26 protein-coding genes are annotated in these 24,678 nt (G+C 70.1%); 19 read left to right on the top strand and 7 right to left on the bottom strand.

The annotated features are described in order from the left end of the window. Positions 1-52 precede the first annotated feature (52 nt). The 11 genes from C5B99_RS06695 (at position 53) to C5B99_RS06645 (ending at position 10,209) form a co-directional block, all read left to right on the top strand. Positions 53-1,090 carry an iron-siderophore ABC transporter substrate-binding protein gene (locus tag C5B99_RS06695; protein ID WP_104241013.1) on the top strand — a complete coding sequence of 346 codons (1,038 nt, stop codon included), beginning with the start codon at positions 53-55 and terminating at the stop codon, positions 1,088-1,090. After that, positions 1,087-2,133 (top strand): iron ABC transporter permease, encoded by a 1,047-nt coding sequence (locus C5B99_RS06690; protein WP_219819486.1) that lies wholly within the window; start codon positions 1,087-1,089, stop codon positions 2,131-2,133. Before C5B99_RS06695 ends, C5B99_RS06690 begins: the two co-directional genes overlap by 4 nt. Then, positions 2,130-3,242: an iron chelate uptake ABC transporter family permease subunit gene (locus C5B99_RS06685; RefSeq protein WP_104241012.1), complete on the top strand. Its 1,113-nt coding sequence runs from the start codon at positions 2,130-2,132 to the stop codon at positions 3,240-3,242. The genes C5B99_RS06690 and C5B99_RS06685 overlap by 4 nt, the downstream gene beginning before the upstream one ends. Then, positions 3,239-4,099 carry an ABC transporter ATP-binding protein gene (locus C5B99_RS06680; RefSeq protein WP_104241011.1) on the top strand — a complete coding sequence of 287 codons (861 nt, stop codon included), beginning with the start codon at positions 3,239-3,241 and terminating at the stop codon, positions 4,097-4,099. The genes C5B99_RS06685 and C5B99_RS06680 overlap by 4 nt, the downstream gene beginning before the upstream one ends. 55 nt (positions 4,100-4,154) lie before the next feature. Continuing rightward, positions 4,155-4,616 carry a LexA family transcriptional regulator gene (locus tag C5B99_RS06675; protein WP_258063096.1) on the top strand — a complete coding sequence of 154 codons (462 nt, stop codon included), beginning with the start codon at positions 4,155-4,157 and terminating at the stop codon, positions 4,614-4,616. A 1-nt stretch (position 4,617) separates the two neighbouring features. Next, positions 4,618-5,940, top strand: coding sequence for a Y-family DNA polymerase (locus C5B99_RS06670; RefSeq protein WP_104241009.1), 1,323 nt, complete (start codon positions 4,618-4,620; stop codon positions 5,938-5,940). 194 nt (positions 5,941-6,134) lie between these two features. Beyond that, positions 6,135-7,628, top strand: a complete 1,494-nt coding sequence (locus tag C5B99_RS19615; protein WP_104241008.1) for an HNH endonuclease signature motif containing protein — start codon at positions 6,135-6,137, stop codon at positions 7,626-7,628. Between the two features lie 110 nt (positions 7,629-7,738). Then, the gene (locus tag C5B99_RS06660) at positions 7,739-8,449 is read left to right on the top strand and encodes a DsbA family oxidoreductase (RefSeq protein ID WP_258063095.1); all 711 of its coding nucleotides are present in this window, start codon (positions 7,739-7,741) and stop codon (positions 8,447-8,449) included. Further along, a complete protein-coding gene (locus C5B99_RS06655; protein WP_104241006.1) occupies positions 8,446-8,667 on the top strand; it encodes a hypothetical protein in 222 nt (73 codons plus the stop codon). The genes C5B99_RS06660 and C5B99_RS06655 overlap by 4 nt, the downstream gene beginning before the upstream one ends. Before the next feature lie 159 nt (positions 8,668-8,826). Continuing rightward, a complete protein-coding gene (locus C5B99_RS06650) occupies positions 8,827-9,576 on the top strand; it encodes an SGNH/GDSL hydrolase family protein (protein WP_104241005.1) in 750 nt (249 codons plus the stop codon). 387 nt (positions 9,577-9,963) lie between these two features. Continuing rightward, entirely contained in the window at positions 9,964-10,209 is a 246-nt protein-coding gene (locus C5B99_RS06645) for a hypothetical protein (protein ID WP_104241004.1), read from the top strand. 317 nt (positions 10,210-10,526) lie between these two features. Here the strand turns inward: C5B99_RS06645 and C5B99_RS06640 are convergent, their stop codons facing one another. Both C5B99_RS06640 and C5B99_RS06635 read right to left on the bottom strand, forming a co-directional pair. Continuing rightward, the gene (locus tag C5B99_RS06640; RefSeq protein WP_104241003.1) at positions 10,527-10,736 is read right to left on the bottom strand and encodes a hypothetical protein; all 210 of its coding nucleotides are present in this window, start codon (positions 10,734-10,736) and stop codon (positions 10,527-10,529) included. A gap of 419 nt (positions 10,737-11,155) precedes the next feature. Beyond that, the gene (locus C5B99_RS06635; protein ID WP_258063094.1) at positions 11,156-12,463 is read right to left on the bottom strand and encodes a lipase family protein; all 1,308 of its coding nucleotides are present in this window, start codon (positions 12,461-12,463) and stop codon (positions 11,156-11,158) included. A gap of 209 nt (positions 12,464-12,672) precedes the next feature. Here C5B99_RS06635 and C5B99_RS06630 point away from each other — a divergent pair, with 209 nt between their 5' ends. The 5 genes from C5B99_RS06630 to C5B99_RS06605 all read left to right on the top strand — a co-directional run bounded on the left by C5B99_RS06630 (position 12,673) and on the right by C5B99_RS06605 (position 17,358). Beyond that, entirely contained in the window at positions 12,673-14,322 is a 1,650-nt protein-coding gene (locus C5B99_RS06630) for an ABC-F family ATP-binding cassette domain-containing protein (protein ID WP_104241002.1), read from the top strand. A 145-nt stretch (positions 14,323-14,467) separates the two neighbouring features. After that, positions 14,468-15,205, top strand: coding sequence for an MSMEG_4193 family putative phosphomutase (locus C5B99_RS06625; RefSeq protein WP_104241001.1), 738 nt, complete (start codon positions 14,468-14,470; stop codon positions 15,203-15,205). Between the two features lie 16 nt (positions 15,206-15,221). After that, positions 15,222-15,830 (top strand): DUF3090 domain-containing protein, encoded by a 609-nt coding sequence (locus C5B99_RS06620; protein WP_104241000.1) that lies wholly within the window; start codon positions 15,222-15,224, stop codon positions 15,828-15,830. Between the two features lie 122 nt (positions 15,831-15,952). Next, complete coding sequence (locus C5B99_RS06615) at positions 15,953-16,696, top strand: SCO1664 family protein (RefSeq protein ID WP_104241973.1); 744 nt, start codon at positions 15,953-15,955, stop codon at positions 16,694-16,696. A 203-nt stretch (positions 16,697-16,899) separates the two neighbouring features. Then, a complete protein-coding gene (locus tag C5B99_RS06605) occupies positions 16,900-17,358 on the top strand; it encodes an SRPBCC domain-containing protein (RefSeq protein ID WP_104240998.1) in 459 nt (152 codons plus the stop codon). Positions 17,359-17,587: 229 nt separating this feature from the next. On the opposite strand, the gene C5B99_RS06600 is transcribed toward C5B99_RS06605, so the two are convergent. Then, positions 17,588-18,781: a zinc-dependent alcohol dehydrogenase gene (locus C5B99_RS06600; protein WP_104240997.1), complete on the bottom strand. Its 1,194-nt coding sequence runs from the start codon at positions 18,779-18,781 to the stop codon at positions 17,588-17,590. A gap of 169 nt (positions 18,782-18,950) precedes the next feature. Here C5B99_RS06600 and C5B99_RS06595 point away from each other — a divergent pair, with 169 nt between their 5' ends. From C5B99_RS06595 to C5B99_RS06585, 3 genes are all read left to right on the top strand, one after another. After that, on the top strand, positions 18,951-19,568 hold the full coding sequence (locus C5B99_RS06595; protein WP_104241971.1) for a maleylpyruvate isomerase family mycothiol-dependent enzyme: 618 nt from the start codon (positions 18,951-18,953) through the stop codon (positions 19,566-19,568). After that, the gene (locus C5B99_RS06590; protein ID WP_104240996.1) at positions 19,565-20,602 is read left to right on the top strand and encodes a carbohydrate kinase; all 1,038 of its coding nucleotides are present in this window, start codon (positions 19,565-19,567) and stop codon (positions 20,600-20,602) included. Before C5B99_RS06595 ends, C5B99_RS06590 begins: the two co-directional genes overlap by 4 nt. A gap of 185 nt (positions 20,603-20,787) precedes the next feature. After that, entirely contained in the window at positions 20,788-21,540 is a 753-nt protein-coding gene (locus C5B99_RS06585; RefSeq protein ID WP_104240995.1) for a sulfite exporter TauE/SafE family protein, read from the top strand. Positions 21,541-21,668: 128 nt separating this feature from the next. Here C5B99_RS06585 and C5B99_RS06580 read toward each other — a convergent pair whose 3' ends face one another. From C5B99_RS06580 to C5B99_RS06565, 4 genes are all read right to left on the bottom strand, one after another. Beyond that, positions 21,669-21,869, bottom strand: a complete 201-nt coding sequence (locus tag C5B99_RS06580) for a hypothetical protein (RefSeq protein WP_104240994.1) — start codon at positions 21,867-21,869, stop codon at positions 21,669-21,671. A gap of 88 nt (positions 21,870-21,957) precedes the next feature. Then, positions 21,958-22,989 carry a DUF3445 domain-containing protein gene (locus C5B99_RS06575; RefSeq protein ID WP_104240993.1) on the bottom strand — a complete coding sequence of 344 codons (1,032 nt, stop codon included), beginning with the start codon at positions 22,987-22,989 and terminating at the stop codon, positions 21,958-21,960. Continuing rightward, entirely contained in the window at positions 22,986-23,948 is a 963-nt protein-coding gene (locus tag C5B99_RS06570; protein WP_104240992.1) for a PDR/VanB family oxidoreductase, read from the bottom strand. Before C5B99_RS06570 ends, C5B99_RS06575 begins: the two co-directional genes overlap by 4 nt. After that, on the bottom strand, positions 23,945-24,664 hold the full coding sequence (locus C5B99_RS06565) for a hypothetical protein (protein ID WP_104240991.1): 720 nt from the start codon (positions 24,662-24,664) through the stop codon (positions 23,945-23,947). Before C5B99_RS06565 ends, C5B99_RS06570 begins: the two co-directional genes overlap by 4 nt. Positions 24,665-24,678 lie beyond the last annotated feature (14 nt).

Below are 24,678 nucleotides of genomic sequence, written 5' to 3'. Positions count from 1 at the left end.
CGGCGTTCATCGGCGTGCGCAAAAGGCTCAGCTCCCCCCTCGAAAGGACACCATGCCCCGCGCTTCCAAGCTCGTCGCCCTCGCCGCGACAGCGCTGCTCACGGCAGGCCTCGCCGCCTGCTCGACCACCCCCTCCGCCGGCACGAACGCGGAGCCGGGCGCAGCGAACGGCGACTTCACGCCGATCACCATCGAGCACGCCCTCGGCACGACGGAGATCACCGAGAAGCCCGAGCGCATCGCCACGGTCAACTGGGCCAACCAGGAAGTGCCCCTCGCCCTCGGTGTCGTGCCCGTCGGCATGGCCAGGGCCGACTTCGGCGACGACAACGGCGACGGCATCCTCCCCTGGGTGAGCGAGAAGCTCGAAGAGCTCGGTGGCGAGACCCCGGTGCTCTTCGACGAGACCGACGGCGTCGACTTCGAGGCCGTCGCGGACACGAACCCCGACGTCATCCTCGCCGCCTACTCGGGCCTGACGCAGGAGGACTACGACACCCTCTCCGAGATCGCACCGGTCGTCGCCTACCCGGAGACGGCCTGGGCGACCTCGTGGCGCGACATGATCCGCCTCAACAGCCAGGGCATGGGCCTCGAGGCCGAAGGCGACGCACTCATCACCGAGCTCGAGGGTGAGATCGAGGCGACGGCGGCCAAGTACCCGGCCATTCAGGGCAAGAAGACCATGTTCCTCACCCACGTCGACGAGACCGACCTCAGCCAGGTCAGCTTTTACACGACGCACGACACCCGCAGTGCCTTCTTCGAGGACCTCGGCATGACGTTCCCGCAGAGCCTCGTCGACGCGTCGGCATCGACCGACCAGTTCTCGCAGACCATCAGCGCCGAGCAGAGCGACACGCTCGCCGACGTCGAGATCATCGTCACCTACGGTGGCGAGGAGCTCGTCCAGACCCTCCAGGGCGACCCCGTGCTCTCGCAGATCCCCGCCGTCGCCAACGGCTCGATCGTCAACCTGCCAGGCACGGAGCCACTCGGCACGGCCGCGAACCCCACGCCGCTGTCCATCTCGTGGATCCTCGACGACTACGTCGCGCTCCTCTCGCAGGCAGCAGAACAGGTCAAGTGACCCAGACCGCTCCTCCCGTAGCCGCCGGGGGTGTCGCCATCGTGCGACGCCCCCGGCGGCTGCGGGCGTTGTGGTTCCTCCTCGCGATCTCCTCGCTCGGCGCGCTCATCGTCGTGTCCGTCATGATCGGATCGCGCGACGTGAGCTGGGCGGATGCGGTGGCAGCCCTCGGCGGATCGACGAACGGCTTCGACGAGGCGGCCGTCGCGAAGCGCATCCCCCGCACCTTCCTCGCCGTCGCCGTCGGGGCCGCCCTCGGCGTCTCGGGCGCCGTCATGCAGGGCGTCACCAGGAACCCGCTCGCAGACCCGGGCATCCTCGGCGTCAACATGGGCGCATCCCTCGCCGTCGTGACGGGAATCGCCTACTTCGGCCTGGCTTCCGCGTCGAGCTTCATCTGGGTCGCCATCTCCGGCGCGGCCCTCGCGGCCGTCTTCGTGTACGTCGTCGGCTCGCTCGGGCGGGGCGGCGCGACGCCCCTCAAGCTCGCCCTCGCCGGTGCGGCGACGTCGGCCGCGCTCGCATCGTTCGTGACCGCCATCATCCTGCCCCGGGGCGACATCAGCCAGAGCGCCAGGTCGTGGCAGATCGGCGGCGTCGGCGGAGGCACCTGGGACAGCATCTCGCAGGTCCTGCCGTTCCTCATCGTCGGCTTCCTCGTCAGCCTCGCCTCCGCGAAGGGCCTCAACTCGCTTGCCCTCGGCGACGATCTCGCCGCTGGGCTCGGCGAACGCGTCGCGCTGACGCGCGGCGCGGCGGCCCTCGGCGCCGTCGTGCTCTGCGGCGCCGCCACCGCCGTCACGGGCCCCATCGCGTTCGTCGGCCTCGTCGTGCCTCACGCCTGCCGCCTCATGTTCGGCGTCGACCACCGCTGGGTGCTGCCCTTCTCCGCCGTCGTCGGCGCCTCCCTGCTGACGGGGGCGGATGTGCTCGGCCGCATCCTCACCCGCCCGTCCGAGATCGACGTGGGCATCATCACGGCCATCATCGGAGCCCCCATCTTCATCTGGATCGTCCGCCGCTCGAAAGTGCGCGCCCTATGACCGCGACCCGCCCTAGGGGCTCTGCCGCGCCAGCCTCCTCGCCGACCTCGCTCGCCCCGGCCTCCCCGAACTCCGTCATCGAGGCGACAGCCCGCGCCGTCGCGCGCAGCCGCGGCCGACGCAACGCGCGACGCCGACTGCTGATGCTGGTACTCGTCGCCCTCATCCTCGTCGTCTTCGTCGTCTCGCTCATGGTCGGACAGACCTTCTACGGCCTCGACCAGGTCATCGCCGTCGTCCTCGGCCAGGACGTGCAGGGCGCGACCTTCACGGTCGGGCGGCTCCGGCTCCCGCGTGCCGTACTCGCGATCCTCGCCGGCCTCGCGTTCGGCCTCGCCGGCGTCACCTTCCAGACGATGCTGCGCAACCCGCTCGCGAGCCCCGACATCATCGGCATCTCCTCCGGCGCCAGCGCGGCCGCGGCCTTCGGCATCGTCACGCTCTCGCTTGGCGCGAGCGAGGTGTCCTTCTTCGCGATCTTCGTCGGCCTCGGCGTCGCCATCCTCATCTACGTCCTGTCGTTCAAGGGCGGCGTCACGGGAACGCGCCTCATCCTGATCGGCATCGGCATCGCCGCCATGCTCGACAGCATCACCAACTACGTGCTCTCGCAGGCCGCCCAGTGGGACCTCCAGGAAGCGCTGCGCTGGCTCAATGGCAGCCTCAACGGCGCATCCTGGAACGCCATCCTCCCGGTCGCGATCTCGATCGTCGCGCTCGTCCCGATCCTCCTCGCCCAGAGCCGCAGCCTCTCGGCAACGCAGCTCGGCGACGACACCGCAGCGGCCCTCGGGGTGCGCGTCAACCGCACGAGGCTCATCGTCATCGTCACCGCCGTCGGCGTGCTCTCCTTCGCGACAGCCGCCGCAGGCCCCATCGCCTTCGTCGCGTTCCTCGCCGGACCCATCGCCGCCCGGCTCTTCGGCGGAGGCGGATCACTCCTCATCCCCGCCGGCCTCGTCGGAGCCCTCCTCGTGCTCGTCGCCGACCTCGTCGGCCAGTTCCTCCTCGGCACCCGCTACCCCGTCGGCGTCGTGACCGGCGTGCTCGGTGCGCCGTTCCTCATCTACCTGATCATCCGCACGAACCGCGCGGGAGGCTCGCTATGACCGCAGACCACACCCTCATCGTCGAGCAGCTCAGCCTGGGCTACGGCGACCGAGTCGTCATCGACGAGCTTGACCTCCTCGTGCCGCCAGGCAAGGTCACGGCGATCGTCGGTGCGAACGCGTGCGGCAAGTCCACGCTGCTGCGCTCCATGTCGCGGCTCCTCACGCCTCGCGACGGGCACGTCCTCCTCGACGGCAAGGAAGTGCACAGGACACCCGCGAAGCAGCTCGCGCGCATCCTCGGGCTCCTCCCCCAGTCCCCCATCGCCCCCGAGGGCATCACGGTCGCCGACCTCGTCGGCCGCGGTCGCCACCCGCACCAGAGCATCCTCTCCAGGTGGAGCCACGACGACGACCTCGCCGTCGCCGCCGCCCTCGAAGCGACCGAGACGACGGCTCTCGCCGACCGCCACGTCGACGAACTCTCCGGCGGGCAGCGGCAGCGAGTGTGGATCGCGATGGCCCTCGCCCAGCAGACCGACCTGCTGCTGCTCGACGAGCCGACGACCTTCCTCGACGTCAGCCACCAGATCGAGGTGCTCGACCTCCTCACCGACCTCAACCAGTCCCGCGGCACGACCATCGTCATGGTGCTCCACGACCTCAACCTCGCAGCGCGCTACGCCGACCACCTCATCGCGCTCGCCGACGGCGGACTGCACGCAGCGGGCGAGCCCGGCGACGTCCTCACGGTCGACACGGTGCGCGCCGTCTTCGGACTCGAGAGCCTTGTGGTGCAGGACCCCGTCTCCGGCCGGCCGCTCATGGTGCCCATCGGTCGCCACCACTCGGCGGATGCACCCGTCACGCATCCCGAAGGTTCATCCGCGACAATTGGGGCTCGAACACACGCGTGATCGAGCGGGACCACACCCCGCTCTCTCCGCCGAGACGAAGGACAGGGTGCCGACCGTGAGCGATGCAGGCGTCGAGATCCTCGCTCCCCTCGGGCACCCGGAAGAGGTCGAATCCGGCAGTACGCCCAATGCGCAGCTCCCGGAACGCGCGGACGAAGCAGTCCCAGCCGGCTTCCCCTCACCCGCCCAGGGCTACTACTCCGGCCCCGTCGACCTCAACCGGCACCTCATCAACGACCCCGCCGCGACCTTCATCGTCCGCGTCAGCGGCGACAGCATGATCGGGGCCGGCATCTTCGACGGCGACGAGATCATCGTCGACCGCTCCCTCGAACCGCACGACGGCAACGTCGTCATCGCCGTCGTCGACGGCGAGCTCACCGTCAAGCGCCTGCGCTTCGAGCACGGCCGCGTGCGCCTCGCGCCCGAGAACCCCGCGTACGCCGACATCGTGCTCGAAGAGCTCAGCGAGCTCACCGTGTGGGGCGTCGTCACGAGATGCCTCCACCGTGTCTGAGATGACGGACACGACGCGCGACTCGACCCAGGCCTCGCCGCTGCCGCTCCGGCAGCCCGCGATCGCCATCGTCGACGCCAACAACTTCTACGCATCCTGCGAGCGCATCTTCGACCCCAGCCTCGAAGGCAAGCCCATCGTCGTGCTCTCCAACAACGACGGATGCGTCATCGCGCGCTCCGAGGAGGCGAAAGCCGTCGGCATCCCGATGGGCGCCCCCTGGCAGGCCATCGCCCCGGAAGCCGCGATGAAGGGCGTCGTCGCCCGCTCCAGCAACTACGAGCTCTACGGCGACATCAACGCCCGTACCATCGAGCTCCTCGGCCGCTACACGCCATCGCAGGAGGTGTACTCGATCGACGAGAGCTTCATCCGGCTGCCAGGCGACCGCCGGGAGGCCCTCGCCGTCGCCCGCGAGATCAGGGTGGCGATGCGGAAGCTCATCGGCATCCCCGTCAGCATCGGGATCGCCCCGAGCAAGACGCTCGCCAAGCTCGCCAACCGCGGCTCCAAATCCGAACCATCGCTCGGCGGCGTCTGCCATCTCGGCGCCTACGGGCGCGAGCAGCTCAGCGGGATCCTCAGCACCATCGACATCGGCGACGTCTGGGGCGTCGGGCGCAAGATGGCCGCGAAATACGTGGGCCTCGGCATCCGCACCGCCCTCGACCTCCGCGAGTCCTCGCCCACCGCCATCCGCCGCCGCTACGGCGTCGTCCAGGAGCGCGTCGTCCAGGAGCTGCGCGGCATCGACTGCCTCCCCATCGACGAGGTCCCGTCGGAGCGCGAGCAGATCCAGTTCTCCCGCTCCTTCGCAGTGCCCATCTCGACGGTGCAGGAGCTCGAGGAGGTGCTCTCCGTGTACACGCAGCGCGCCTCCGCCCGGCTCCGCGCGCAAGGCTCGCTCACGCGGGCCATGAGCTGCTACGCGGCGACCTCCCCCTTCCGCGAAGGGCACGAGTCGCACGCCGTGTCCGTCGCCTTCCCGGAACCCACCGACGACCCGGTCGTGCTCTTCCGCGCAGCCGCCACCGCCCTCGGCCCGCAGCTGCGAGCCGAGCTGAAGTACGTGCGCGTCGGCGTCTCGCTCTTCGAGTTCGTCGCGCGAGACTCGTACGCGGCGCTCGACATCTTCGACGAGCGCGGCGAAGACAGGCGCGTGGGCGAGGCCCTCGACGCCGTCGCCGCGAAGTTCGGCCAGGACTCGCTTGGGCTCGGCATCGCCGGCCTCCGTAGCGGGCGGAGCTGGACCATGCGCCGCGACATGGTCTCACCCCGCGCAACCACCCACTGGGACGAGCTGGCGGTCGTCAAGGCGGAGTGAGTGTCGCAGTTCTCGGTTAACGTGAATTCTGGTTTTCATCCGCATCGGATAGAACACACGTACCAATAACTGCCGAATGAAGTGCACGTCATGTCTGTGGACAGACTCACTGAACCGCAAGCCGTACCCCAAGTGCTCCAAGAAAGTTATCCACCACCCTCTCGAATGTCGGTGGTTGTTCGTAGACTTTGGGCATGCAGCAGCGCGACAGACACGAGGGGTTGGGCTCAGGGCCGACCCCGGTTCCGGATCCGGGGTTTGACCCTTCGGACCCGGCTTCTGTCGCGGCTCGCCGCTCGGAGATCCTCGCGATGGAGGAAGCAGCCGCGGCGATGCTCGCGGCCGGCGCCGCCCTGCAGCTGCGAGCCCACGCCGCCGCGTACGACTTCGGGCACGCCCTCGATGTCGCCGAGGGGTGCGCGGAATCGGCCATGCACGTGCGATCGATCGCGAACGAGGTCGGCCTGCTCGTGAAGCTCGCCGCCGGCACCGCCCAGGGACACCTCGCGACAGCATCGGTGACGCTGCGCGAGTTCCCGGCCCTCGCCCTCGCGCTCGAGAGCAATGCTGCGACCCCCGCGCAGGTGCACAAGCTCGTCGAGACCGGCCTGAAGATCAACCACGACGACCCGGCCGAGCAGACCCACCGGCGCGGCGAGTTCGTCCAGGTCATGCTGGAGCGCGTGCGCCGGGAGCCGCTCCCGCCGGCAGCGCTGCAGAACGCGGCCGAGCGCGTCGCGGAAGAGCTCACCGGGGAGTCCATCGATCAACGCCACGAACGCGCGAAGCAACGGCGCCGCGTGAGCGTCGAGGACCTCGGCGACGGCATGAGCATCCTGCGCGTACTCACGAGCTCCTTCCTCGCGCACGCCATCCGCGACCGCGCGCGCAAGCAGAGCAAAGCCATCATCAAAGCCCGCCCCAAACCAGCCACCAACACCCCCAAGGGCAGCACGGCCGGCGAGACCGGCCAGACGGGCGAGCTGGCAGACGCGGCAGCGCTCGACGAGCGCACCCTCGACCAGGTCATGTCCGACGTCATCGCCGACCTGCTCCTCACGAGCGACCCCACCGTCTCGAGCGCCGCGAAAGGCATTCAAGCCACCGTTCAGCTCAGCATCCCCATCACGACACTCTTCCCCGACCCCACCCGGCCGGGTCGGGCCCCGGCGCTGCTCGAGGGCATGTCCCCCATGCCCATCGAAGACGCGAAACACCTCGCCGCGACCGCACCCGCCTTCATCCGCCTCCTCACCCACCCCATCACCGGAGCACTCCAAACCGTCGACTCCTACACCCCCACCGCGGCCATGCGCGCCTTCCTGAAAGCCCGCGACATCCACTGCCGCTTCATCGGCTGCCGCCAACCCGCCACCAACTGCGAACTCGACCACACCATCGACCACCAATACGGCGGCACAACCGCCACCTGGAACCTCAGCGACTTCTGCAAAAACCACCACATCATCAAGCACCACACCGCCTGGACCGTCACCCAACACGACGGCGGCACCCTCGAATGGACCACCCCAAGCGGAAAAACCTACACAGACCACCCCGAACCCCACGGCCCCACCTTCACACCCACCGACGACCTGCCCTGGCGGCGAGGCAGCAAACCGCCCCGCGAACGAGACGAGGATCCCCCGCCCGCGGCACCCAGTGCCCCTGCGGAGCCACCGTTCTGACTCGACTCCACTCGAGGGTTGAGGAAGGGGTCCGGCGGCGTGCCGTCTGGGCCGTCGGCCCGCCGGCTTCGCCTGGGAATAGGCGAGAAAGGGGCCCTGTTGCATTGCGTGTGACGACAGCAGCGCAGAACACATCTCAGGCCGCATCAACCCAGGCTCCGATCCGCATCGACATCTGGTCGGACATCGCCTGCCCCTGGTGCTACATCGGCAAGCGGAAACTGGAGAGCGGCATCGAGCAGTTCTCCGCGTCGGGTGACGCCCCGACCGTGGAGATCGAATACCACAGCTACGAGCTGTCCCCCGATACGCCCATCGACTTCCACGGCTCGACCACCGAGTACCTCGCCGAGCGCAAGGGACTCCCCGTCGTGCAGGTCGAGCAGATGCTCGACCGCGTCACCGGCATCGCGAAGGACGTCGGCCTCGACTACGACTTCGACTCCGTCCAGCACGTCAACACCGTGCGCGCGCACGAGCTCATCCACTTCGCGAAGGCCAACGGCCGCCAGCTCGACGCGAAGGAGCGCCTCCTCAAGGCCTACTTCGTCGAAGGACGCGACCTCAGCGACATCGAAGTGCTCGCCGACCTCGCCGAAGAGCTTGGCCTCGACCGCGCCGCTGCCGTGCACGCGCTCGAAGAGCGAGTCCACCACGACGATGTCCTCGCCGACCAGCAGCAGGCGCAGGCGTACGGCATCCAAGGCGTCCCGTTCTTCGTCATCGACGGCAAGTACGGCGTCTCCGGGGCCCAGGAAGCGGCGACCTTCGCGGATGTCCTGAACAAGGTCACCACCGACCGCGACAACACGACCGCGTGACCGACCACTTGACCGACGGCGTGAACGAGTCCGCCACCGCCACGACCGACGCCCCCACCACTGCTGCGGCCGCGACTGCAGACACGGAAACTTCGGGTGTGAGCCCAGGTGCCCTTGACGCAAACTCGGACGCCGCTCCGGGCTCCGTTCAGGCAGGCGGCTTCACGATGCTGGGGGACGCAGGCATCGCCTGCGAGGGCGACGCCTGCCTGATCTGAGCAGAGCAGGGCAGAGCAGAGCAGGGCTGCGTCCCGCACAGCAGCTCGGCTCTGAACTCCCCCCCCCGCCGCCGAGGCAGCAGGAAGAGCGCGAGTTGGCTCCGGCGCGCGTCTCCGCTCCTGAGCGGCGCGGGCGCTCCGGTGTGATGGACTCTCCCCATGGGATTCACGAGTTTCGTCGCCGTTGGTGACAGTTTCACCGAGGGCGTGGGCGATGAGCTGCCGGATGGCCGGGTGCGCGGCTGGGCTGACCTCGTCGCGCAGGGTCTCGCCGTCTCGTCGCCGGAGCCGGTCACCTACGCGAACCTCGCCATCCGGGGGCGACTTCTCGACGCGATCCTCGAAGAGCAGCTCCCCGCCGCCATTGCCCTCAAGCCGCAGCTCATGAGCCTCAACGGCGGCGGCAACGACATCCTCCGCCCCCGCGTCTCCATCGATGACGTCGCCCAGCGGCTCGTCGACGGCGCCAAGCAGGCACTCGACGCCGGCATCCACGTCATCCTCCTCTCGGGCGCGAACCCCTCGGACCACCTCCCCATGGGTAAGCGCATCGCCGCGCGCGGAGACGCGCTCGCCGCCGCGGTGCACGCCAAGATGCCGCCGCAACCCGGCATCACCTTCGTCGACAACTGGGCGGACCCTGAGCTGCGCCACCTCGACTACTGGTCGCGCGACCGCCTCCACATGGGTGTGAGCGGCCACCGGAGGGTCGCCGCGAACGTCCTCACCGCCCTCGACGTGCCAGCACCTGACTTCGGGCCCCAGACCCCCAGCATCCAGCGACCCCGCAACTCCGAGTACTGGCGTGAGTACGTGCTTCCCTGGATCGGCCGTCGGCTCACCGGCAAGTCGTCAGGTGACTCGCGCACGCCGAAGTACCCGACGCTCGACCCGGTCGCCACCGACTAGCAGCGCCGTCAGCGAAAGAGGCGGCCCGCAGACGCTGCCGTCGATGTCATCGCTCATGAGAAAACCTTCTCATTCAGGCTTCGTGCCGTATAGTGGTTGAGTCGACGCATGGTCACCCCGCTTCTCGCGGACATTCCAGATCCTGCCTGTCGCCATCCGCGCCACCGGATCCGTGGCCACCAGGACCCAAGTCCGAGACGCCCACCCTGCTCACGAGCACGAGTCGGCTGACCAGCAGGCGCCCACAGCGGCGCACACATGCTTGAAAGAACGCGCCCCGCCAACGCTGGCGGGTTGCGCCGCAACGAAACGAAGAATCGCATCACACTCGCAATACCATTCACCCTGCCCGCACCTCGAGTCTCTTGGCGACAAGCCGACGACGACGTGTACGCGGCAACCATCAGCGACGAGTTCGCTGGCTTCATCACGATCGCAGACACCGGACTGCACACCCTCCAGGGCCCCCAGGGCCAGAGCATCGGCGACTACGGGACGCTCGACGAAGCCCAAGAGGCTCTCTCCGAGGCCCTCTTCCCCGTCGAGCACGACCAGTCGGACGTCGCGGCGGCACGTCCCCGGCGCCGCCGGACCGGACGCCGCGCTCCCGCCAACACCCGCACAGCCGGGTAGCGGACCCAGCCAGATCGCCTGACCAGCTGCAGAGCGGGCCCATCTGCACAGTGGGTGCATCCGGACAGCGGGTGCATCTGCACAGCGGTGCGTCCGGATGGCGGACCCAGCTGCAAGCGGCCGCATCAGGATTTCAGGTGCGTCCGGCTAGCGGCCCAGCCGCAAAACCGGCGCACCCAGCTGGGCTGCCCCGTGCGGCTGCGTCATACCGAGCGCTCCAGTCCAGGGCTGCCCCGCTCAGCGTCGTGCCGGACGCGATCTCGGACACGTCTCCTCCTGCGCGACCTCGAGTCCCGCTGTGAGCGAGCGGCCCTGAGCTAGCGGGCCTGTTCGTCCGCGCCGGTCGGCACCGGGGCGGGCGGCGTCACCCCATCGGGTGCGGCCCCTGCTGACGGCGCCGAGTTCGGCACCACGGGGTCGGGACGCCAGCCGTGCGCGTGGAAGTGCGTGCTCTCACCGGAGCCGCCTTCGTCTCGCCACCGCTCCTCGCCCTCGGGAACTCCCTCGTCGATGTTGGTGACTCCCATGATCTTCGCCGCCTCACTGCGCTCGGATCTTCGCGGGCTACTGACTGCGGCCCGACTGATCCCAGGGAAGCACTCGAGGCTCCGAACGACGTGCACGCGAGACGTGGACTCGCCCCGGATCCGCGCAACCGGCCAGGTGCCACGACAGCACCGGCGGGCCCATCAGACGGGGCCGGTCAATCCGCCCGGCGAGTCAGTCAACACCGCTCGAAACCCCGCCACCCACCCGGGGACGCCACCATCTGGGCGTGCCGCCCCCTGATGGCCGCTACTCGAGCACCTCGATCTCGGTGATCTTCGCGGACCACGGGCAGTACACGTCGCTGTGGGTTGCGTCGAACATCCGCTCACGGCGACAGCAAGCCCGATTGTCGCGGCGAACGCAAGACCGACGGATGCGGGGCGTGGGAACTCGAGCATCAGGGACCTCCGTTGGTGGGCACGTGCCACTCGAGCCAGCGCTCGAGCTCGGGGAGCGCCTCGTAGGCGATAGTTCCGTGGCTCGCTCCGGGCACGGTCACGGCGTGAACTTCGATCCCGATCGATTCCTCGTGGGCGACGAACGCAGCCGTGTCGGCCGGGAGCACAAGCTCGTCGGCGCTTCCCTGCGCGACGAAGAGAGGCGCATCGATTCCCTTGCTCCCGGCCGAGTTGTCGCGCAGGAGAGTTGCCCACGGCTCCGCCGTAGTGGGGTCGCTCAGCGTGAACTCGCCGACGAGCGGCTGCCCGATGTCGTGCAGCTCGGTGAGGCTGCTCATCAGGCACAGCGAGTTCATCTGCGGAGCCCTGTCGATCGCGGCCGGGGTGAGGATGCTCGACAGCTCCGCGCCCGGCACACTCGCGTACACCTCGGCGAACGCCGGGAACGCGTACGAGCCGATCGTGACCCCGGAGATGTCGTCCAGGTGCGACCCCATGAGCCTCGTGAGGTCAGCGGCGGGTGCCGCGACGGCCACCGCGGCGATCGTGAGCTCCGGCGCATAGCTCGGCGCCTCCTGCGCCGCGAAGAGCGCAGCCTGACCGCCCTGCGAGTGCCCCCAGAGCACGACGTCGTCGCCTGCCTGCACTGGGTCGATCTGTTGAGCGGCTCGCACCGAGTCGAGCATGCTGCGCGCCGCCGTCTCCCCCACGAGGTAGGAGTCCTGCCCCGCCTGCGCTCCGTCCGCAGTGGTGACCCCCATGCCGAGGTAGTCGGTAGCGACGACCGCGTAGCCCCGGTCGAGCATGAGGCGCATCCCCTCGATGCCGATGAACGGATCGAAGGCCCGAGACGGCGCACACGATGGATCCGTGCCGGTCGTCGGATGACCCCACGCGAGTACCGTCCGCCCGTCTGCGGGGGCTTCGCCGTCCGGGACGACGACAACCCCGGACAGGAGCACCGGAGCCCCGTGGAGGTCGGTCGACGAGTACAGGATGCGCCACGCCTGCGAGCCGATCGGAGTCCCGAACAGCTGCTCGCTGCGCACCAGCGTCCCTGGCTCTGTGGGGATGTCCCCGTCCGGCTGCACGTAGAACGCAGCGAGGTCCCCCTGCTCGATGGTGTCGCCGCTCACCCGCAGCACCTCCGCACCGAGGAGAACCGCGGCGACCGCGAGCGCCCCCGTCACGACGAACGCGACGATTCGCTTCGGTGAGCCTGAAGCTGCACGGCCCAGGGTATGAGGCGGCTTCGGTGGCCCTCCAAGCGGAGGCTCCTGCGGCGGGTTCGACGGCGTCTCTGCCACTGGCTGTCCTCTCCCGAACCTTCTTCCGCGGCCCACGAGCCGGAAGCATCCGGAGACGAGCGGCAACGCAGCCAGCGAAGGTATGTCGGCTGCGAGTTCAGTGTCGACCCGGCCCCGCACCCGGTCAAGTGGTCGCCGCCGAATGCCGCAGAGGTGCGCGAGCCCGCGAGCCGTCTGCACGGGCTCCCAGAGTGCGCGAACATAGAGCAATGACCGCAACCCTCGTCGCCAAGGATCTCGCGGGTGGCCACGACCACCGCACGCTCTTCTCGTCCCTCGACCTCGTCGTCGCCCCCGGCGACGTGGTCGGCGTCGTGGGCGCGAACGGCGCGGGCAAGTCGACGCTGCTGCGACTCCTCGCCGGCATCGACGAGCCCATGGAGGGCAGCGTGTCGCTGGCCCCGGCGGACGCCTTCATCGGCTGGCTCCCCCAGGAGCACGAGCGCGTCGCGGGAGAGACCGTGGCCCAGTACGTCGGCCGCCGCACCGGCACCACCGAAGCCACCGCGGAGATGGATGCGGCGGCCGAGGCCCTCGCCGAGGAGGCGAAGCCAGGTGCCCCGGACCCCGGCGACGTGTACGCCGTCGCCCTCGAGCGCTGGCTCGCGAGCGGAGCGGCAGACCTCGAAGAGCGCCTCCCGGTCGTCCTCGCCGAGCTCGGACTCGAGCTGAGCGCCGACGCCCTCATGACCTCCCTCTCCGGCGGCCAGGCCGCGAGAGTCGGCCTCGCCGCCCTCCTGCTCTCCCGTTTCGACATCGTGCTCCTCGACGAGCCGACCAACGACCTCGACCTCGATGGGCTCGAACGGCTCGAGGCGTTCATCCAGGGCCTCCGCGGTGGCGTCGTCCTCGTGAGCCACGACCGCGAGTTCCTCGCCAGGAGCGTCACCCGCGTGCTGGAACTCGACCTCGCCCAGCACAGCAACCACGTGTACGGCGGCGGGTACGAGGCCTTCCTCGAGGAGCGGGCAACAGCGAAGCGCCACGCGCGCGAGGAGTACGAGGAGTTCGCCGACAAGAAGGCGGACCTCGTCGGGCGGGCCAGGACGCAGCGCGAATGGTCGAGCCAGGGCGTGCGCAACGCCATGCGCAAAGCACCGGACAACGACAAGATCCGGCGGAAAGCGGCCACGGAGTCGAGCGAGAAGCAGGCGCAGAAGGTGCGCCAGATGGAGAGCCGGATCGCGCGCCTCGACGAGGTCGAGGAGCCGCGCAAAGAATGGCAGCTGCAGTTCACGATCGGCACGGCTCCCCGTTCCAGCTCCGTGGTCTCGACGCTCTCCCGCGCCGAGCTGCACCTCGGGAGCTTCACGTTCGGGCCCGTCTCCGTGCAGGTCGACGCCGGTGACCGCATCGGCATCACCGGCCCGAACGGCGCAGGAAAATCGACGCTCCTGCGCCTGCTGCTCGGGCACATCCAGCCGAACTCGGGAACCGCGAGCCTCGGCTCCAGCGTCGCCCTCGGTGAGATCGACCAGGCACGGGCCGCCCTCACCGGGCCAGCACCGCTCGCGGAGCAGTTCGAAGCCCAGGTGCCCGACTGGCCAACCGCCGAGGTGCGCACCCTGCTCGCCAAATTCGGCCTCAAGGCGGACCACGTGGGACGCCGCGCCGACGAGCTCTCCCCCGGCGAACGAACCCGGGCAGGGCTCGCGCTCCTCCAAGCCCGGGGCGTCAACCTGCTGGTGCTCGACGAGCCGACCAACCACCTCGACCTCGTCGCCATCGAGCAGCTCGAGCAGGCCCTCGAGAGCTACGAGGGCACTCTCCTCCTCGTCACGCACGACCGGCGGATGCTCGAGACCGTGCAGCTGAACCGCGCCTGGCACGTCGAGGGCGGTCAGCTCACGGAACGGTGACCGTCGCGGCCGCGCCCCGGGAGCCTCCGAACGCAGGAGCCTCCCGACAGCAGAGCCTCCCGACGACAGAGCCTCCCGACGCGCACGGCTCGGACCTGGACGCCCGCCCGGCTCCCGCCGCCGCGCACGTCCTAGGCTGTGCCGCATGGCCACCGTCATCCTCGTCCGACACGGACGCACCACTGCGAACGCGAGCGGGCTGCTCGCGGGACGCACCCCCGGAGTCCTCCTCGACGAGACCGGCCGCGCGCAGGCCGCAGCGACCGGGGCTCGCCTCGCTGCGGTGCCCCTGGCGCGGCTCGTCACGAGCCCCCTCGAGCGCTGCCTCGAGACAGCTGCAGCCATTCGCGCCCAGCAGCCGACGGCACCATTCACGAATGCGCACCTGGAGCCGGCCCTCGACCTCGTCGACGACGACCTCACCGAGTGCGGCTACGGGGCCTGGCAGAACCGGAAGCTCGCCGACCTCGCCAAGGAGGAGCTGTGGGCGAGCGTGCAGACGCAGCCCTCCGCCGTCACCTTCCCCGACGGGGAGTCGATGGCGACCATGCAGTCCCGGGCAGTCGCCGCCGTTCGCCGCCACGACGCGGAGGTCGAGCGCGAGTTCGGACCCGGCGCCGTGTGGGTCGCCGTGAGCCACGGCGACATCATCAAGTCGATCCTCGCCGACGCCCTCGGCATGCACCTCGACCTGTTCCAGCGCCTCGCAGTCGGCCCCGCCTCCACCTCGATCATCAGCTACGGCAAGGCGCGCCCGAGCGTCCCCATCATCAACTCCGATGCTGGCGACCTCGACTGGCTCGTCCCGGCCCAGACTTCCCCGGATGGCGCGTCCCACTCGGGCGACGCGACCGTCGGCGGCGGCGCGGGCAGAGCGTCCTGAGCATAGGCTTGAGACCATGACGACCCTCGTGCACGAATTCGACTGGCCGGACCGATTCATCGTCGGCACGCTCGGCAAGCCCGGCGAGCGCACCTTCTACCTGCAAGCCCGCGACGGCGCCCGCGTCATCAGCGTCATCCTCGAGAAGGAGCAGTCGGCCCTGCTCGCCGAGAAGGTCGACGAGATCCTCGACCAGCTGATGCTCGAGGACGGGAACCGCTACAGCGTGCCCAGCTCGACCCCCATCGAGCTCATCGACGAGGAACCGCTCGACACGCCCGTCGACGGGCGCTTCCGCGTGGGAACCATCGGCCTCGGCTGGGAGCCGGCGACCGCGCAGGTCATCCTCGAGGTGATCCCCGTGGTCGAAGTCGAACTCGAGATCGACGCGGATGCGGACACCGAGGCCCTCGAGGCCGAGCTCGCCCGCATGGCGGGCCTCGACGAGCTCGTCGAAGCCGTCGAGCCGGAAGAGCTGCTGCGCGTCCGCATCCCCGTCGGCTCGGCCCGAGCTTTCGCGAAGCGCACCCTCGAGATCGTGGGCGCCGGCCGATCGCTCTGCCCGCGCTGCGGCCTCCCCAAGGACCCCGAAGGCCACGACTGCCCGGCCGACGACGGCCTGTGACCGACCCAGCACCGAACACAGAACCGAACGCTGACGTGGCGCACGATGACACACCCGACGACGGGACCTCGTCCGTCGAGCCGACGCCGAACGGGCCGACCCTCGAGCTCACCGCGAGGCTGATGGGCGCCTCCAACGCCTCCTTCGTCGGGAACTACACGGTGCCCGGTGAGGAACCCGTCGAAGTCGTCTACAAGCCCTCACAGGGCGAACGCCCGCTGTGGGACTTCCCGAACAACGACCTCGCCAAGCGAGAGGTCGCCGCCTACCTCGTCTCCGAGTGCCTCGGCTGGAACATCGTGCCCCGCACCTGGCTCGGCGACGGCCAATTCGGGCCAGGCATGCTGCAGCTGTGGCAGGACATCGACGAATCTCAGGATGCCGTCGACCTCGTCGACGCCTCCGAGGTGCCCGACACCGGATGGCGGACCGTGCTCACGGGCGAGGACGAGACCGGTCGCGAGGTCGTCCTCGTGCACGAGGACTCCCAGACCATGCGCCACATGGCGATCTTCGACGCCATCGTCAACAACGCCGACCGCAAGGGCGGACACGTCCTCGCCATGGCCGACGGCCACCGCTACGGCGTCGACCACGGCCTCTCCTTCCACGCCGAACCGAAACTGCGCACCGTGCTCTGGGGCTGGGTCGGCGAGGGGTTCACGGGCGAGGAGCTGGCAAGCGTCCGGAAGCTCCGGGCGGCACTCGACGACAAACGCGACTCCGGGCTCGGGGCGCGGTTGTCCGAGCTGCTGTCCGACGTCGAGCTCCACGAGCTCGCAGCGCGCGTCGACCGACTGGTTCAGGACGGTGAGTTCCCCGCCCCTGAAGGCGACATGCCCGCCGCCCCCTGGCCGCTCTTCTGATCGCACCCTGCAGCCGCTCCGACCGGCCCGGACGACCTGGCCGACCCGGGCACTCCGGATGCTCCGGATGCTCCGGATGCTCCGGATGCTCCGGATGCTCCGAGGCGACTCCAAACCGTGGCACCTAGCCTGCTGCCAGCTCGGCTCGCACGCTGACGAAACTGCAGCTGCCCTCGAGTCGACAGAGGCAGAGGAGAGACGCCATGACCAGTCCGGAAGCCGTCGCCCAACCCGAATTCACCCTGCACCGCAGCGTCGGGGCTCCCCGCGAGCGGGTCTGGCGTGCGTGGACCGACCCAGACGAGCTCACCCTCTGGCATCACCCGGCCGGGGTCTCGACGCCGCGGGACTCCATCGCCGTCGACGTGCGCGAGGGCGGCACCTACCGGTACACGATGGTGAACGACGAGGATGGTGAGGAGTATCCGACGGCGGGCACCTACCTCCTCGTCTCGGAACCCGACCGGCTCGTCTTCACGTGGGGCTCCCCCGACGACGACCCCGCGGAGTCCCCTGTCGTGACCGTCGACGTCACCGCGAGCGGCGACGAGACCGAGGTCGCGCTGCACGTGCGAGGCATCGCGGGCGAGCCGGGTGATGACAACATCTACGACGGCTGGACCCAGGCTCTCGAGAACCTCGCCAGGCACGTCGCTCGCTGACAGGTCAAGCGCTGCAGCGCGCGAGGGAGATCTTCCGCGTGCCGACCAGGCGCCCGCATGGGACGCCTGGTCGGCCCTGCGAGACGCGCAACGGCTGGCAGCCCATGATCTCTGCCAGCCCATGATCTGCCAGCCCGTCATCCGCCAGCCGTGGTGCATCAGCCTCGGTGCATCAGCCGACGTGCATCAGCCGCACGGGTTCAGCCGTCGCGCGTTCAGCCGTCGCGCGTCAGCCTCGGGGCTTCAGGACGACCTTGATGCACCCATCCGTCTTCTTCTGGAACACCTCGTACATGCGGGGCGCATCCTCGAGCGGCATACGGTGCGTGACGAGGTCCTCGGTGCCGAGCGGATCGCTGCGGTCCTCGACGAGCGGAAGCAGCTCGGGGATCCACCGCTGCACGTTGCACTGGCCCATGCGCAGCGTCAGCTGCTTGTCGAACATCGTCATGAGCGGCATCGGGTCGGCCGTTCCCGCGTACACGCCGCTGAGCGAGACCGTCCCGCCGCGGCGCACCGCGTCGATGGCCAGCATGACGGCGGAGAGACGGTCGACGCCGACCGTCTCGATGACCTTCTTGGCGAGCGCATCCGGGAGCAGCCCGGCGCCCTTCTGCGCGATCTCTGCGATCCCGCTGCCGTCACCGGCACCGTGCGCCTCGAGCCCGACCGCATCCACCACCGAGTCTGGGCCTCGCCCCTCGGTCGCGGCGCGGAGGGCCTCAGCGGTCTGCGAGTCGTAGTCGAAGACCTCGACCCCGTAGCGCTCCGCGAGCGCGCGACGCTCGGGCACCGGGTCGACCCCCAGCACTCGGTAGCCGAGGTGCTTCCCGATGCGTGCCGCGAACTGGCCAACCGGTCCGAGCCCGAGGACCGCGAGGGTTCCGCCCGCCGGGACGTTCGCGTACTGGACGCCCTGCCAGGCCGTGGGGAGGATGTCGCTGAGGAACAAGTACCGCTCGTCGGACAGCTCGTGGCCGACCTTGATGGCGTTGTTGTCGGCGAGGCGCACGCGCAGGTACTCCGCCTGCCCGCCTGGCACCGATCCGTACAGCTCCGTGTAGCCGTACAGCTCGGCACCGGTGCCCTGATCGGTGTTCTGCGTCACCTCGCACTGGGTGGAGAGGCCGGAATGACAGGCGACGCAGTCGCCGCAGGCGATCACGAACGGCACGACCACGCGGTCGCCGACGCTGAGCTTCGTCACGCCGTCGCCGACTTCCTCGACGATGCCCATCGTCTCGTGGCCGAGGATGTCGCCCTTCGCGAGGAACGGTCCGAAGACGCTGTACAGGTGGAGGTCGGAGCCGCAGATCGCGGCCGAGGTGACGCGGATGATCGCATCCCCCGTCTCTTGGATCAGGGGCTTCGGGACCGTCTCGACGGTGACCTTGCCGGTCGACTGCCAGGTGAGTGCGCGCATGAGGATTCCTCTCTTCGCGGGAGAACGGGCGCCTGCCTCGAGCGGGCCCCCGGAGATCCCTGGGGTTCGCCCCGAGGCTACGGACCGGCGCCCCTGCGCCGCGCGGGGTTGACTTCCCAGCCGCATCTGCGGCTCGCCGGGAGCTCGCCGAGGCGGTAGCGTCGTGCACGTGAGTCGATCAGGAGCACCCTGGAGCGTCGTGCACGCGGAGCGCGAGGCGCTCATCGCGGACCTCGAGCGGCTCGACGACACCGCATGGGTGACTCCCTCCCTCTGCACGGGGTGGACGGTGCACGACGTGCTCGCGCACCTGGTGAACGACGCGAAGACCACGCCGTTCAGCTTCGTCGCGCAGCTCGCGTCGGCGCGCTTCGACTTCGACGCCCTCAACCAGCGCGGAATGGAAGCCGAGCGGCAGGAGCATCCGCGCGACACGCTCGAGCGCTTCCGAGCCGCCGCCGGACGCACCTCGAGCGCACCGACGCCCGCGGCAACGCGCTACGTGGAAGCGTTCGTGCACGGCGAGGACATCCGCAGGCCCCTCGGCATCACCCACACGTACCCGCGCGCCGCGGTGCTCGAGGCGATCGCCCACCAGCGCAAGACGCCCGTCGCCATGGGCGGCGGCCGGGAGCTCGCCGCCGACCGCACCCTCGTCGCGATCGACGCGGGTGCCTCACCAGACCGATCTCTGACGCTCGGCCACGGGCCGGCCGTCCGGGGAACAGCCATCGACCTGCTCATGTGGCTGAGCGGTCGCGATGTCGCACCGGAGGCGATCTCATGAACCAGCGGGAACCATCCACCGACAGCACAGCGTCCAGTTCCGAACGCCACGACAGGTCCGAGCGCCACGACTCCGCGGGTCACCTCACGATCACCCACCTCGCGAGCTCACTCGTGCTCGGTGAAGCCCTCGTCGACCTCCTGCCGGGAGACGCCGGCTCCCCGGAGGGGCGCGCCCTGCCGGGCGGCTCCCCCATGAACGTCGCCGTGGGACTCGCGCGTCTCGGCCATCCCTCCCAGCTCGCCGCGCGCCTCGCCGACGACCAGCTCGGGCGCCTCGTGCTCACGCACCTCAAGGAGTCCGGCGTCGCGCTCGTCGAAGGAGCACTCGACGGCGAGCGCACCTCGACGGCGAAGGCCACCCTCGACGCGCAGGGCAGCGCCAGCTACGAGTTCGACCTCGACTTCTCGCTGCCGACGCCGCACCTCGATGGCGTCGACGTGCTCCACACCGGGTCGATCGGCGCGGTCGTCGACCCCGGCGGCGCCGTCGTCCGTGCGTCCTTCGCCGAGGCCAGGGCGCGCGGCGGCATCCTCACGAGCTACGACCCCAACGTGCGCGCGGCGATCATGGGCGACCGCGATTCGGTGCGCGAGCGCGTCGAAGCCCTCGCCTCGCTCAGCCACGTCGTGAAGCTGAGCGACGAAGACGCCGAGTGGCTCTACCCGGGCGTCTCCCCCTCCGAGGTGCTGCGGCGCTTCACGACGCTCGGAGCGCGCCTCGCCGTCATGACCCGCGGCAGCGAGGGCGCACTCGCACGCACGTCACGGCGTGAGCTCACCGCAGAGGCTCCGCCGGTCCGCGTCGTCGACACCGTCGGCGCCGGCGACGCCTTCATGTCCGGACTCCTGCACGCCGTCTCCGCCGCGAGCACCCGCCACGCGCTCGTCGAAGGCCTCGATGAAGATGCGTGGGCGGATGCGGCCCTCGCGACCGCCGCACGCAGCGCGGCCGTCACCGTGGCGCGTGCGGGCGCCAACCCACCCTGGCCGCGGGAGCTCGCCGGCGAGGAGCCAGCGCCCCGACTCGACTAGGGCGCCCCGGGGTCTGAGCCTCGGGGGGGGTGGAGTCTGGTGCTCGGGCCCTGGCGCTCGGCGACAAGCGCGGGGTAACAGGCGCGCGGCAGCGGGCGCAGGCGCAGAGACACCGACCGACGGGCACCGAGCACTCCGTTGTCGTCACGACAGGACAAAACCGAGTTCGGGCCTAGACTTTTCTGATGCTCGAGCTGCTCCCCCAACTCCCCACGTTCGCCTGGGTGCTGCTCGCCGTCGCCGCGTTCGCCGTCGGCGTCTCGAAGACCGCACTGCCGGGGGTCACGACGCTCTCCGTCGCGACCTTCGCCGCGGTCCTCCCCGCCAAGCAGTCGACCGGGGCGCTGCTCGTGCTCCTCATCGTCGGCGACATGTTCGCCCTGTGGACGTACCGACGCCACGCCGACTGGCCGACCCTCGTCAAGCTGATCCCGGCCGTCGCCGTCGGCCTCCTCGCCGGCGCCGCGTTCCTCGCCTTCGCCGACGACAGCTGGGTTCGCCGTGTCATCGGCATCATCCTGCTCATCCTCGTCACGATCACCGTGTGGCGCCGCTACCGCACCCCGGAGACGCCGAGCGATCGGGCGGCGAAGGTCGCTCGCGCTGGCTACGGCTCGCTCGGCGGGTTCACGACCATGGTCGCCAACGCCGGCGGCCCGGTCATGGCGATGTACTTCCTCGCCGCGAAGTTCCCCGTGAAGGCCTTCCTGGGGACGGCCGCCTGGTTCTTCGCGATCGTCAACATCGCCAAGCTGCCGTTCTCGGTCGGCCTCGGGCTCATCACTCCGGGCACCCTCGTGCTCGACCTGCTCCTCGTGCCGCTCCTCATCGGCGGGGCCTTCCTCGGGCGCTGGCTCGCACCCCGCCTGAGCCAGAAGGTCTTCGACCGCATCGTGCTCGTACTCACGGTCGCCGGCGCCGTCTACCTGCTCGTCTGAGGTCCGAGAACGCTCCTCGGCTGAGCCCTGCGCTCGGTTGAGATCGCCACTCGCCTGGGGCGGGTGCTCGCCGGGGATCGCTGCCTGCCCGAGATCGCTCCTCGCCTCCGGCCGCCAGCCCGCACCTGCTAGGGCGAGCGCCGGAAGAGCGCCTTCAGGCGTGACACGTGGCGGTCGGTGAACTCGTTCGAGAGCTTCATGGTCTCGGCGGTCAGGTTGCCGCCCGACATGATCGACCGGAGCGTCGCCTCGGCGCGTTCCTGCTGGGTGAGCGCTGGCGGCTCAGTCTCGTCGGCGAGTTCGGATGGGACCTGGTCAGCATCAGCCATGACGGCAAGGCTACACAGCAGCCCGACGCCACCGCCGTGAGCGCGAGCGCTGGCTGACCTGACCGGCGGCCAGCAGCCAGCAGAGCAGTTAGGCAGCCCCTGCGGCCTCGCCATCGCAGGCTCCGCCGAACTCCCGCAGCCAGCGGATGCCCACCTCGCGCGTGCGACTGACGCCCTTGTACTCGGCCATGTCCTCCGGGAGCTCCTCGAGCACATCCGCCGTCCGCACCGCCCACTCCGGCACCGTCGCGAGCGCCGCGAACGGCAGCAGGTAGCTGCGGATCAGGAACATGATGGCGTTCGACTCTGGCAGGCGGATGAGGTGCTGCACCTCGGTTCGAAGGTGGAGTCGCGTGCCGACGTCCGCGAGCGGCCCGTCGACGAGCGAGGTCCTGTCCGGCCCCCACTCGGGGTACGTCTCCGTCGACGTGTCCAGCTTCCCATCCACGGTCAGGGTCCAGTTCGTGCGCCGGTAGCTCTGACCAGGCTCGAGCCGCAGGAGAAACGCCTGGGCCCGAGGGATGACCCCCTCGTCGTGCACGCGAGGCACCGGCCCGTGGATCTCGAGGAACGACATGCCCACGTCGAAGCCGAACGACCAGTCCGCGGCGAACGTCACGAGCCCGGCGTCGGCCCAGAGCTCGTCGTCGCGCTGGTCGAGGAGCACGACGTCCTCCTGCATCTGCTGGCCGATGAACCCGAGGGGCCCCTCCGGCATCGAGGAGGACTCACCGACCGCGAAGCAGCGGTCGATGCCGAGGAGTCCGTTGTGCCAGTGCCAGCCCCCGCCCTCACGCGTGAGGCTCATGTGCTCGGGGTAGGCCTCGGAGAGCCGCTCCATGAGCACGAACATCGCATCCCACGCGGCGGGCACCATGTGCGGCAGGCACTGCAGCCGCGAGGGGTCGGCGCTGAGAATGCGGGCCCGCTCAGCGAGCTCACCGCGGTAGGCATGGTCGATGTCGACCGGATGCTCGCCCCAGGAGCCGACCGGCGTCGCGCGGGGCACCGAGGCGGGCTCCACGTTCGTGCTGTACCGGTAGGTCTCCTTGGGGAACGGGAAGGGGAATCCGGCGACGGCGACCGAATGGTCGACCTCGCGGGCGGCGAATGCGGTCACAGTTCAAGCTCCAGGATCTCGCCTCTCGGGCGGGAGACGCACGGCATGAGGCAGTCGCCGCGGCCCTTCTCCTCTTCGGTGAGGAAGCTGTCGCGGTGCTCGATGCCGGCCATCTCCGCGCCGCGCGCCGGTCGGACGCCGACGCGACACTCCCCGCAGACGCCCTGCCTGCAGAGGTTCGGCACCGGAACGTTCTCGGCGAGCAGGGCGTCGAGGAGCGTCGTGCCCGACTCGACGCGGATCGTCCGACCGAGGCCCAGGAGCCGCGCGTCGAACGCCTCGCCTGGCTCGAGCTCTGGAGCCGTGAAGGCCTCAGCGTGGATGCGCGCAGCGGGCCACCCGGCGGCGAGCGCCGCCCTGCGGACGGCGTCGATCATGGCCACCGGCCCGCACACGTAGAGGTGGGCGCCAAGGGGCTGGTCGAGGAGCGCCTGGTCGAGGTGCTCGCTCAACGCGGTCCTGCTGCCGCACACGGTGAGACGCCCGCCGCTGAGGCGCTCGAGCTCCTCACGGTGCGCACCCCCGCCGTCGCCGAACGCGTAGACCACTTCGAACGAGCGACCCCACTCGGCCGCCGCCCTCGCGTGGGACAGGATCGGCGTGACGCCGATGCCGCCGGCGACGAGCAGGTGATGGCGGGCGGACAGCACGGGCGGGAACGCACTCGAGGGCACGCTGACCGTGACGGGGTCGCCGATCCTGCGGTCGTGCATCCACCGCGACCCGCCCCGCCCGCGGTCGTCGAGGCGCACAGAGACGGAGTAGTGGCCGGGGCGGCGACCGGGGCCGGTCAGCGAGTAGGAGTTGCGCGACCCGTCGCCGAGCTGCACCGCGATGCTGCTCCCCGGGGCGAACGACGGCAGCACGCGGCCCGCCGGGTCCCGCAGCTCGATAGCGCGGACGCCGATGCAGAGCTCGCTGACACCGGCGACGACCAGGTCGAGGACGGCGCCGCTCACGCGAGCGCCAGTTCTGAGCGCTCACGAGTGACGGGGCGCCGACCCGCCGAGGGGTGCTCGGCGGGGTCCCGATCGGCAGGCTCCTGATCGGCACTGCCCTGCTCTGCACCGGCGAAGTACCCCAGGTAGGCGCCCTGGCGACGCGAATAGTGGTAGTACACGGTGAGCGCGATGCCGCATCCCCCGCAGGCCACCAGCTCGGCCAGCTCAGCCGGCGCGGCCTGCTGCGCCGAATCCGCCGGACTGCTCGTCTGCGCCGCCGTCGTGCGCGTCTTCGCGTGGCAGTGGCCGCAGTAGACCGTGACCTGCGCGTCGGTCTGCCCGGGAGTCGCCAGCACGAACTCGATCTCCTCGTCGAGGACACCGGCCTCGTGCAGGATCGCCCGCAGCGCGCCGAGAGCGGCCTCGTCGCCGCCGACGCGGAATCGCCACCCGGTCCGGGCTCGCGCGAGCGCGGCGTCGATCCGTGCTCGGGATGCGGGCGAGGCCACGTCCCCGAGCTCGACGACGATACCGGCGCCGGTATCGGCGACATCCGCCGTGTCGACGAGGAACGTGATGCAGCGGGCGCGAGCATCCTCACCCAGGTCGGGATGCGTGTCCCGGCTGCTCCCCGCGGCCAGCAGCCGCCGCCAGCGGGACGAGCTCGTCGCGGCCGGGCTCACACCCGGGGCGACTTCGGCCTCGACCGCCTCAGCGCCTGCCACCGGTTCCACGGCTGTCGCCTCCA

The sequence above is a fragment of the Pseudoclavibacter sp. Z016 genome (assembly GCF_002931215.1).
GTDB lineage: Bacteria > Actinomycetota > Actinomycetes > Actinomycetales > Microbacteriaceae > Pseudoclavibacter.
The sequence above is the reverse complement of the archived record's forward strand: the minus strand, read 5'-3'. Positions and strand labels throughout refer to the sequence as shown.